The following is a 10885-nucleotide window of genomic DNA, read 5'->3' on the forward strand; positions in this document are numbered from 1 at the left end:
TTAAATGCGGCAAAAATCACGACTTACACGACAAGTGGAAAGCCAGGCAGTTCAGTGACAGTTTATGGAAGTGATTTTCCAAGTTACCAATCAGGCTATGTGTATTTAGACGCCAATCGAAATGGAGTAAGAGACAGCGGAGAAGCTTACACGAGTACTTATAGCTATTCAGGTGGCAGTTTTACAGCATATTTGACTTTACCTAGCACCAGTGCAGGAACCTATTATATTAGGTATTCCGGTTCTAGTAGTGTAACCCCAATAAGTATTTATGTTAGCAGCTTATAAGCAACTAAAAAATGAGCAAGGGAATTAATCTTTGCTCATTTTTTAATTAAGGAAGACAACCAAAATTTTATTAAGAAGGTTTCAACTGTTTCCCTTATTGTGTGGGAACGGCCTCTAGCGCCTGAATGGTGGAAGCATGGGGACGGTCTAATGCTTCCTTTTACTGCTTTCTTATCGTGCTTTTAGAAGGCTGGGTCGATTCACTTAATCTCGGTCTTCTAACAGTCCATACCTCGAGAAAACAGGGGATAATTATTTGCATATTTTATTATAACGACAATCAAATTTCATCTTTGAAAGCACCCTGGACGGATGCTTTTAAAGATAATAAACTACTATTTTCTTATTCCTGACCAAAATAATTTTTTACCAAGCCATTGCTCTGTATAGGTAAACTTAGGAGCTCTCTTTACTTCTGCCATATCTAATTGTCCATTTGAACCGTACCATTTCCAACAAATCCATGGTCCCACTATACTAATGACATTTTCAAGAAAACCATTTGCATTATTAGAAAACCATTCGCCAAGAGTTCCTCCACCTTTTAGCGGAACAGGTTTACTGTCCCATGTACTTTTATAATCACTATATGAACCGAAATGAACATAGGTAATTTTGGCATCTTTTGCAACAAGCTTATATCCAAAGGAATTACTTCCAAACTCCATAAAATTCTTACCAGCTAGTTTTTTAGCTTCAGACTTGGAATAATACTTTGGAGGACCTGATGCAGCTTCTGTTTTACCAACGCCCATCAATGTAGAAGAAAGTGCAAATAAAAAAACGATACTTACGATCATGAACTTAATACAGCGATTTTTCACTTAAAATCACTCCTTATGGTAAAATTTAACAACTTTTAGTATAAAAAGGAATTGGCAAAAAGTCTAGGTAATCCATTCGACAAAATTTCTATTTAAGCTTCGTCTTGCCTCAATTTAAAAGGACTCCACTTTCTATGACCATCAACAATAGTGCAAGCAATGAAAGGACTTACTATAGTGTTTATTATATAAATAACGAATTAGTTGGACTGGAAAATTATTCCCCCCAAAAAAGTAGAGGATGAGATTATTGAAGAGTTGTAACAGGTCAGGCAGAAATTGATTCTAAAGTTGAAATCAAAGTGAATGGTACTGTTATTGTTTCAGGAACAACTGGGGCAGATGGTAAGTTTTCAATCACGGTACCAATTCAAAAGGCTGGTGCGCAATTAGTTGTAACAGTTAACAGCCAAGCTTGGCAGCAGAGTTACTTTGGTGAACTAAAAACTGGATCAATTGAGTAATTTTTCTATGCAGAAGGGGTTTTTGGTTAATAGTTGAGAAATAATCTGACATCCTTTGTGCCGATCGGCCGAATACCACGCTGATTCGGATCTAACATCAAACTAAAGGGACGGCCCTTTCCTTGAAAAGCCGTCCTGCCGCTTACTTTCGTTTGAAGTCATTTTTTACACCGTCGGAATAAACAACGTCTACATTATTGCTCAAGCCATGTTGACGGAGAAAATATTCCATATCTCCTTCACTACTGTCATTCCCTACATAAATCGTTTTTAAAGTTTTTGAATTGATAATCTCTTTGATATTTGATATTTGCTTGATATCGTAAATACGCAAGGTTGTTAACTGGGGCAATGTACTTAATCCAGTTAAACTAACACCAAGAGTATTTTCGGCAATCACAATTTCCGTAATATTATTCTTATTGGGGTTGTTTAGGACGGAATCTATGGTTTCCTCCGGAAAATTAACAACCACAGACTGCCCTTTTGGTTGGGCAGCGGTACTGTTGCTCCCTGCAGCCGCCGAATTACTAGTAGTGGAAAAATCTACTTTATCGTAGGCAGTATATTGGCTTCCTACATTCTGAATACTGGAGTTTTCCACCAGCAGCTGGTAACGGTCTACCGCAGGCACTTCAAAACCTACATATCCGATACTCTTTGTTCCGGGCTGCAAATCAACCCATGGAAACTGATCCTTTAAAGAATCGAGCGCACGACCAGTTTGAGAGAATGTTTGCCCATTTATAACAATACTGAAATAAGCAGGATTCAAATGCACTGCGGAATCTGTTAAATTTGTAACGGAAACTTGGACTACTAATTTGCTCTCATCCCCATCTGATGGCCGGAGCGAGGATTGAAGCACTTCCACCTTTAGCGGGTCTACGAGCTGGACCGGAGCTTTGGCGGCAGCAGGTTTGTCTGCTTCTGCCTTTTGGACTGTGACCTCCATGCTTTTACTTTTTTCTGCCTCTGCTTTTTGTCTGTTTTGTATCGCCTTAGTCAATTCTTCTGTTGAATCGAGTTTTGGTTTTGTAATCTGGTCCTTTACCCAGCCTATACCAGCCCCAATGAGCAACATCCCGATAATAATTAGTACTTTCTTCACCTTCATCACCTATTCAAATTAAAATACAATACATAAAACCGCTTAATCTTATTCCCCCTTTACCTGTGTCGGGTGCTGACTGGAAGAACCCTTTTTCGACTGTGTTTTAACGCACACACCGATTTTCACTCAATCTATTACTAATTTACTATAAAACCCCTTTTTATGGATAGTGAAAAATAAAAATGCTAACAATCAAACTAGTGAATAACCAGCCATCGTTTTAACAAAAGAGAAAAGTGGTGAGTAACTTCCCGCTTTATCAGCGTTATGGATTGTTATAGTCTCCTATCTTATCAATATTTGGAGATATAAGTTAAAGCAGAGGGGGCGTAGTTTGGCCTTTTTGTTATGGATGGATAATTTTAAAAAATTGTTCAACATAAATAAGCCCATTATCTCTGTATTAGAAATAATGGGCTTATTATATTAAGGTATATATTGTTCTGTAATTTTTGTTACAACCCCATTTGTTATCTCGAGATGAAAAGGAATCTGATGGTGCTTATCCCGCTGATTCAAGAACGTAATAAACTGACTTCTGGTTACCTTTTCATTCCACTTGATTTCGTATAAACTACGTGTCTGTAAGATATATTGGGCATTATTTGAAATGGTAAAGGTGCGTATCTTAGGATTAACGTTTCGTATCCAGTACCCGTCTGGGGCAACATCCATTTCTTTCTGGCATTTGCAATCCTTTAGGAAATCTCTATCAGCAGGCTTGCCGAAATACCATTGGATATAATCAAATTTTCCTGCCCATTTCCCATTAATCTGTTTGAATGAAGTTATGTAGGTGGTTGCTTTTTCCACCTTCGGGGGTTTTGTAATGTTCGTTTTTGCATATGTTTGTGAATTCTGTGAGGGCAGTAATAGCAATGTAAAGATCATTAATACAGGATAGAATAGCTTCATTTAATCTTTGTAACTTCATACAAATTTTCCCCTCGTATCACTTTTTTCTATAGTTTAATCGTAATAGGATTAACTTAAAACATTGTCGATATTGGGATACCCGGAAAATACTTTTTAAAATCAAAATCTATATTTCGTTTTTACTACCGGCCAACCGGAAACGCCAGTGGAAGATGGAACGAGCGGTCAACCAGACACTACCGTAGAGGAACCAGCTTCCGGAACAAGCAGTAAATCAGATACTACAGCAGACGCACAGGCTGCTGAAACTAGTAGTAATCAGGATCAGGTAGTAGGAAGGTAGAGAGCAATCGCATCTCTGCCTTTTAGATTTAGTGCCGGTCACACCTCAAGTTTTGTTGAAATCTGATAAACATGTAAGGGGATAGGTCTCTTGTTTCCTCTCATAGATTACCTTCTCCTAATCTATCGAAGAATGTGTTTAATTTTATGGGATTTTGGACAAGATTGGGTTAGGGAGGAGAGTTCGAAATGATGACTAGAAAAGAATATTTAGAAGCTATTACTTTGTAACGGAAGAAGAGGAACGATATAAACAATTAGTTCGTTTTATTTCAAAGCGGCTAAATAGAGAGTTGACAGGAAAAGAAGTTAAATATATTCACCTGATTGCTGAAATGGATACAGAAGCGTCCGAGGTATTTGAAAAACTATTCGAAGACATAGGTTCACAAGAAGGGGCCTGATGAATAAAAAAAGGCAATTGGTATAAAGAGCTAAAGAAGAATTGATTTACTGATAATGTACAAAAAGTGTTCCTTTTACCTTTAAAACACGAACAATATATTTCTATTTTAAATTATTGTTCACCTTTCTGCTTGTAAACCTATAGGATATTTGTTAGTCTAGTATAGTAATCATCTTAAATAGCATTACTCGTATATACTCAGAAATATGGTCTGAGCGTTTCTACCTGGTTCCCAATGTAAGAACTAGACTACGAGTTAAAGTATTGTAACACGCCATCGTTTTTATGGCTGCCAATGTATGTTTAGTGTAGGGGTTATTTTAGCTAAACTATTGATACTTTGACTTTTCGTAGGTCTAGAAGGTAGAAAAGTTCTACTGCTCTAGACCTTTTTCTTTGGAAGAAACAACGAGTATATCCACAACAAGAGAAAAGGGGAAATACTTAATGAAAAAAGGATTCTTAAACAAGTATGTTTCATGGACAGCGATTGTGATCTTGCTCTTATCAATGCTTGCAGGCTGGAAGTCTTCGTTACTACATGAAACAAAAGTAGAAGGTGCCACAAGACCGATTCTAATTGAAGGTCCAATGCCTATTGAGGCGGAGAATTTCGCAAAGAAATTAGAAAAAGTAAAAGTAGAAAAGTCAGGAACCTTTGTATTCTATAAAGGAAAACTTGACGGGTATCCTGTTATTGTTGCAAAAACTGGCAAGGGAATGGAAAATACAGCAGCCGTTACCGCGCTGGCGATTGAAAAATATAAACCAATTGCAATTATCAATCAAGGAACATCCGGAGGACATGATCCGTCTTTAAACGTATTTGATATTGTATTAGGAAAAAGAGTAACCAACATCGGTTCCTTAAAAACAGAAACGAAAAATGCTGGTGAGGGAATGGACCCAAGTCAATGGATTCCAATGGACTTAATGGCTTCTGAAGGAAGCGGAGCAGATGCGAATGCCAATAAGGTTCGTTACTATGAGGGAGATAAAGAACTGCTTGCAGCGGCTAATGCGGTAAAGCACTTATATACGAAAGGTAAGGTTGTGGAAGGTACGATCGGGTCAGCAGACTTTTGGAACAATGAAGTAGATCGTATTAAATGGATTCATGAAAAGTACGGTACATCTGTAGAAGAGATGGAAGGGGCTGCGGCTGCACAAATTGCCGATGCCTATGATGTAGCTTTTTTAGGCATTAGAATCCTCTCGAATAATAAAACAAATGGCGGGGCCTACAACCCTAACACTGCGGCAGCAAACCAAGAATATGTTTATGACGTTGTGAAACAATATATCTCAACAATAAAAAAGTAAGGATGGGTGCTCCATTCGATGAAAACGGCTTAGAGGTGAAACTCTAAGCTGTTTTCTTTTAAATGATGAAATACATCCAAATTTTTTACCATAATCCAAGGGAGTCTCATGCTTCTTTTGTGACTAGAGGCGGATCTTGTTTCAAAACCAGGTAACGCCCGGAGTTTGACAAACGGGTGAGATTGTTTGCATATGTGTTGTATAGAGCAATAAAGGAGAAAAGCACCCATATAGAGTGCTTCCCATCTGACTCCTCATTATTTTTGGAACAAACTTTTTACACCTTTATAAATTAAGACGAGTGAGAAGACAAGAACGGTTAGAATGCCAAGGACATTTGTTACAGGTGATATGCTTTCAAGGAATGAATCAGCTAAAGGAACTTTTATAAGTGCAAAACCAGATAAAATGGTAGCAAGAAACAAGAAAATCCGATTATCCATTGGTTCTTCCTCCTTCCTAGGTGATTGATAAATTTATATGACATTAGGATTACAAATATGTCAATTTTGTAACAAATAGTTCGTTCATATAAATAAGGTCAGGGACGGTTTATGTAGTAATTTTACCCAACAAAAAAGACGACAAAATATTGTCGCCTCCAAGCAAAGTTGAAATAGATATATTCCAGTTCACTTTTTCTTAACATTCTTTAGCTGTTTTTATCCTATTGGATAAATATCCTAAACATATGACTAGAACGGTAATAGCAGTAGGAATCAATAAATGTAAATCGTCTGGAAGAATAGACTCTAATTTAGGTTCTCTAACCATCATTTCACCTGCTGTCCAAGCCAATATTCCAGCTCCAGCATAAGAGATTATTGGGTACTTTTCCATTGCTTTTAATATTAATTGGCTGCCAAAAACAACAAGAGGAATACTAACAATAACTCCAATCATTATACCGGCTATATTTCCTTCAACCGCACCAGCAATAGCTAGGACATTATCAAGAGACATGATGGCATCAGCAGTAATAATGGTTTTGACAGCGGAAATTAAACTTGAACCGCCTACTCTATGATCGTCTTCATCATCAGCTATTAGCAGTTTTATGGCAATATACACTAGAAGTAGACCGCCTATAAAAGTTACGAAAGGTAAGGCTAGTAGATAAACAATCGCTGTTGCAAATAGTAAACGTAAAATAACAGCTCCAATTGTTCCCCAAAAGATGGCTTTCTTTTGTTGCTTCTTTGGAACATTACGTGATGCCATTGCGATTACAACTGCGTTATCTCCGCTTAATACAATATTGATTAAAATAACCTCCAAAAGAACCGCAAAAGACAAACCAAAAATCTCCAAAATGTTCACCTCTGAATATAAGCTAACTAAGTCATTATATTTATTAGAGGTTTAAAAAAGACCGGATTTGAAAGATCACAGGGACGGTTCTCATGCTTCTTTTTTCTGATTAATGGCATGAGAACGTATCTTATGCTCCTATACACTTGAGAGCAGTCCAGTAAGTGTCGCTGCCAGGGGACAGATGAAGGGAGAGACCAAGTAGAGTCGTTAGCCTAGTGAAATTTTATAAAGAATTGCCATGGCATCAAAATCATATTCAAATGAAAAAGCGAGCGTTTCTTATTAATAGAATATTACAGGGTCAGTCCGTTTTTATCTCGGGCTGACACTGTTTTTATGTCTATCTGAATGGGAAGTAAGACTTGGTATTGTTCCAAAGAATATGGCTTAAACATGCTCAAATCCGGGCTAGGTTGAGGGAGGATATGTTTTTCTAGAGCTCTATTAAATAAGGCAGCTCTCGACATTTATTTCACGCAATTATGGTAACAAATACAGAAATGACGTGGATAGGATTATTTTTAAACAAATGTTTGATTAGTTTCGAAATATAGCGATTTGACAAGAAGGATGTAGGTTGAGTCGATTACAATAGAATTTTCCGGGAAATTGAAGTTTTATTTATGAAGTATTCTAACCTTGCTCGACAATCTTTTTACTAGTATTGAAGGGGAAATTAAGAGGGATGAACATTTCGGCATTTTTAATTAAACGTTTGATTAGTATAGCCTATAGGGAAAGGGGTCGAAACGCTGTCGATTCGCCATTCTTTTGCTTCCTCTCAAAGAACCATGAGGACGATTCTTGTAGCGGGCAATAAAGAAATTTTCCGAAAGATTCTACTATAAAATAACCTTCCGCGAAAAGACTTCCGAATATCCCCTTAAAGAGCTATTCCCCTAGCGTTATAGTTTTAATGGAAAAACCTTAGAGATAATGGAAAAACTAAATCACATTTTATGCATACATTGACGGAGCCCACCGCTCAGAATAAGATGTGAGAAAAAAGAGCCCAATGGGAATGAATGACAGAAAAAACTCGGGTCATAAATTTGACAGCGCTATCATTTCCAGTCCGACGTAGGAAAAGGGGAAGCATGCTTACATAAGCTTCAATATAAAAAATAGACAGAGGGAGAGGAGAAACAATGAAAAACATGAAAAAGCGCTATTGGTGGCTGGTTTTCTTTTTATGCTTCTTGATTGTGGGGTTATCACCTAACACTAGTTATGCCAAACAGCCAGAATCATCTTATTGGTATCCCGAGCAATTATTGAACTGGACGCCAGAGAACGATCCGAATGCTGTGTTTAACCGCAGCCAAATTCCATTAGGAAAACGGGATGTGTTGTACAAAGTCAATGACCATGCCCAGTCAGATGCAAAGCTAGTGGCTTTGTCTGCGCTCAACCCTACAACAAGCGGTGTACCTTCACAAGGCGGGAAAGAGTTTTTGGCAAATACCTTCAGTTATTGGCAATACGTTGACCTAATGGTGTATTGGGCGGGTTCTTCCGGCGAAGGAATCATCGTGCCGCCAAGTGCGGACGTTATTGACGCGGCCCATAAAAACGGTGTACCCATTTTGGGAAACGTTTTCTTTCCGCCGACTGTATATGGCGGTAAGGTCGAGTGGTTGAACCAAATGCTGGCTCAGCGGGAGGATGGCTCCTTTCCTGCTGCGGATAAGCTGATTGAAGCAGCAAGCTATTATGGATTTGACGGCTGGTTTATTAACCAGGAGACCGAAGGCGGAAATGCCCAAACGGCTCAAAAAATGAAGGACTTCCTTGTCTATCTTCAGAAGCATAAGCCAGATGGCATGCAGATCATGTGGTATGATTCGATGACGAAAGATGGGAAGGTTAGCTGGCAAAACGCGTTGAACGCCCAAAACGCAAGCTTCCTGCAGGACGGGCAAACACGTGTTTCTGACAGCATGTTCTTGAACTTCTGGTGGCGCAACCAGCAGTCTTCTGCTACTAAAGCTCAGGAACTTGGCAGAAGCCCGTATGATGTATTTACCGGGATCGATGTGGAAGCAAAGGGGACTAGTACAAATGTTGCTTGGGAGGGGATTTTCCCTGAGGGCAAAGCACCATTAACTTCTTTAGGAATTTATCGTCCGGACTGGGCCTTTAAAACGGCTTCCACGATGGAGGAGTTTTACCAAAAGGAAAATGAATTCTGGGTTGGAAAGTCCGGAAATCCGGCATCGACCAGCAATAATGGAGCTTGGAAAGGGATGGCCAACTATTTTGCTGCTAAAACGGCGATTCAGGAACTTCCTTTTGTGACTCATTTTAATACAGGAAGCGGCAAGTTTTTTGCGACAGATGGAAATACGGTGAGCCAACAGTCTTGGAATAACCGCAGTCTGCAGGATATCCTTCCGACTTGGCGCTGGCTGAAGGAAGGCGGACAAGCGGTTGACGTCAATTTCGATTGGGATACGGCTTATGATGGCGGCAGTTCGTTAAAGCTTTCTGGAACGATTGAATCGGACAACCCTGCACATATCAAGCTTTATAAAACCAATCTGCCGATCCAAAAGGATACGGAAATCTCGTTGACTTACAAAACGGATATGAAAAAGCCAAACATGAAAGTAGGAGTCAGCTTCACGGACAACCCAAGCCAATTTGTGTTTTTCGATGTGAAAAAACTAACGGACCAACCGTGGACGACTGACACTATTAAACTTAATAAATACAGTGGTAAAAAAATTGCAGCTCTTTCTCTACTTGTTAAGAGTGACAAGGACGTCAAAGATTTTACGACCAATATCGGAGAAATCAAGATTTATAATAAACAGGAAAAACATGATTCCCTCGATGCTCCGACTGAGGCAAAGGTCAATAAAGTGGAGTTCAACAAGGGAATCTACGCGGATGTCCCTCTCGAATGGAAGAAGTCTGATTCTGATGTGAGCCACTATGAAATTTACCGGAAGCTGCCGAACAATGAGAAAGAGTTTGTTGGCGCTACTCCTAACCAGGTTTATTACCTATCCAATTTTAAGCGCAGCGGTAAAGAAAGCAGCACGACATTGGAAATTGTAGCGGTGAGCAAAGGTTTCAAGCGCAGCGAGCCAACGACTGTTACGTTTGATTGGCCGCCTTATCCAAAGCCGGAGGCTGATTTTAGTGCGGATAAAACGGTAGCGGCTCCTGGGCAGGAAATTCACTTTGTGAATAAGTCATCTGAAGTAACGGAAGAATGGGAATGGCAGTTTGAGGGTGGAACTCCTGCTGTGAGCCATGAGGAAAATCCGGTCGTTACTTATGATAAAGAAGGCGTCTATTCAGTTACCCTGATTGCGAAAAACAGCGAGGGTGAAAGTGTCCTTACTGAAAAGGAAATGATCACCATTTCTGAAGCAGCGAAGGACATTAAAAATGTGGCATTGAACAAGACCACCATCGCCAGCGGACACTGTTCACCGACTGAAGCAGCGAAGTTCGCGTTCGATGGCAAGGTGACGGACAACAGTAAATGGTGTGCCTTGGGGACTCCTCCACATTGGTTACAGGTCGACCTTGGCGGCCAATATGCCATTTCCAAATTTGTCATCCGCCATGCAGAGGCGGGCGGAGAGCCGTCAGCCTTTAACACTCAGGCATTCCGAATTGAAGTAAGTTTGGATGGAGTAAATTGGACAGAGGCAGTGAAGGTGACCGATAACACAGCGGCTGTTTCGGAGCACAGCATCACTTTAACAAACGCAAGGTATGTCCGTTTGTTGGTTGACAAGCCAACCCAAGGCGGCGATACAGCTGCGAGAATTTATGAATTTGAAGTCCATGGATACCTGAATCCATAGATATCCCAATCCATAGTGTCTGAAGGAAGCAGGGGAAGGTTGATTGGAAGCAAGAGAACCGTCCCCTTGCTTCCTTTTTCATGAACTATTTTTAGATACACTGTAAAATC

General features: G+C 39.6%; 9 protein-coding genes, 1 pseudogene and 1 riboswitch. Of the genes and pseudogenes, 5 read left to right on the top strand and 5 right to left on the bottom strand.

The window, feature by feature from the left end:
* A partial coding sequence (locus V7077_RS23990; protein WP_335506636.1) for a hypothetical protein occupies positions 1 to 288 on the top strand: 288 nt, incomplete at its 5' end.
* A gap of 335 nt (positions 289 to 623) precedes the next feature.
* Here the strand turns inward: V7077_RS23990 and V7077_RS23995 are convergent.
* The gene (locus V7077_RS23995) at positions 624 to 1112 is read right to left on the bottom strand and encodes a hypothetical protein (protein ID WP_335506638.1); all 489 of its coding nucleotides are present in this window, start codon (positions 1110 to 1112) and stop codon (positions 624 to 626) included.
* A gap of 269 nt (positions 1113 to 1381) precedes the next feature.
* Between V7077_RS23995 and V7077_RS24000 the strand changes: the two are divergent.
* A pseudogene (locus V7077_RS24000) lies at positions 1382 to 1576 on the top strand (Ig-like domain-containing protein); the annotation flags it as partial.
* Positions 1577 to 1718: 142 nt separating this feature from the next.
* Here the strand turns inward: V7077_RS24000 and V7077_RS24005 are convergent.
* Together V7077_RS24005 and V7077_RS24010 are read right to left on the bottom strand one after the other, a co-directional pair.
* Positions 1719 to 2687, bottom strand: a complete 969-nt coding sequence (locus V7077_RS24005; RefSeq protein WP_335506640.1) for a DUF4352 domain-containing protein — start codon at positions 2685 to 2687, stop codon at positions 1719 to 1721.
* Between the two features lie 429 nt (positions 2688 to 3116).
* Positions 3117 to 3605, bottom strand: coding sequence for a hypothetical protein (locus tag V7077_RS24010; RefSeq protein WP_335506642.1), 489 nt, complete (start codon positions 3603 to 3605; stop codon positions 3117 to 3119).
* A 166-nt stretch (positions 3606 to 3771) separates the two neighbouring features.
* Between V7077_RS24010 and V7077_RS24015 the strand changes: the two genes are divergently transcribed.
* On the top strand, positions 3772 to 3909 hold the full coding sequence (locus V7077_RS24015) for a hypothetical protein (protein WP_335506644.1): 138 nt from the start codon (positions 3772 to 3774) through the stop codon (positions 3907 to 3909).
* Positions 3910 to 4482: 573 nt separating this feature from the next.
* Positions 4483 to 4586: riboswitch (purine riboswitch) on the top strand.
* A 175-nt stretch (positions 4587 to 4761) separates the two neighbouring features.
* Positions 4762 to 5637, top strand: coding sequence for a 5'-methylthioadenosine/S-adenosylhomocysteine nucleosidase (locus V7077_RS24020; protein WP_335506646.1), 876 nt, complete (start codon positions 4762 to 4764; stop codon positions 5635 to 5637).
* A gap of 257 nt (positions 5638 to 5894) precedes the next feature.
* Here the strand turns inward: V7077_RS24020 and V7077_RS24025 are convergent, their stop codons facing one another.
* Both V7077_RS24025 and V7077_RS24030 read right to left on the bottom strand, forming a co-directional pair.
* Positions 5895 to 6080, bottom strand: a complete 186-nt coding sequence (locus tag V7077_RS24025) for a hypothetical protein (protein ID WP_215046897.1) — start codon at positions 6078 to 6080, stop codon at positions 5895 to 5897.
* A gap of 199 nt (positions 6081 to 6279) precedes the next feature.
* Positions 6280 to 6933 (bottom strand): TerC family protein, encoded by a 654-nt coding sequence (locus V7077_RS24030; protein WP_335506649.1) that lies wholly within the window; start codon positions 6931 to 6933, stop codon positions 6280 to 6282.
* 1166 nt (positions 6934 to 8099) lie between these two features.
* Between V7077_RS24030 and V7077_RS24035 the strand changes: the two genes are divergently transcribed.
* Entirely contained in the window at positions 8100 to 10775 is a 2676-nt protein-coding gene (locus tag V7077_RS24035; RefSeq protein WP_335506651.1) for an endo-beta-N-acetylglucosaminidase, read from the top strand.
* Positions 10776 to 10885 lie beyond the last annotated feature (110 nt).

The sequence above is a fragment of the Neobacillus vireti genome, from assembly GCF_036962465.1.
Lineage (GTDB): Bacteria > Bacillota > Bacilli > Bacillales > Cytobacillaceae > Neobacillus > Neobacillus vireti_B.

Excerpts from the sequence above, each read along its gene's own strand:
- V7077_RS24035 (WP_335506651.1), top strand. The coding sequence starts at position 8,100 with ATGAAAAACATGAAAAAGCGCTATTGGTGGCTGGTTTTCTTTTTATGC.
- V7077_RS24020 (WP_335506646.1), top strand. The coding sequence starts at position 4,762 with ATGAAAAAAGGATTCTTAAACAAGTATGTTTCATGGACAGCGATTGTG.
- V7077_RS24010 (WP_335506642.1), bottom strand. The coding sequence starts at position 3,605 with ATGAAGCTATTCTATCCTGTATTAATGATCTTTACATTGCTATTACTG.
- V7077_RS24025 (WP_215046897.1), bottom strand. The coding sequence starts at position 6,080 with ATGGATAATCGGATTTTCTTGTTTCTTGCTACCATTTTATCTGGTTTT.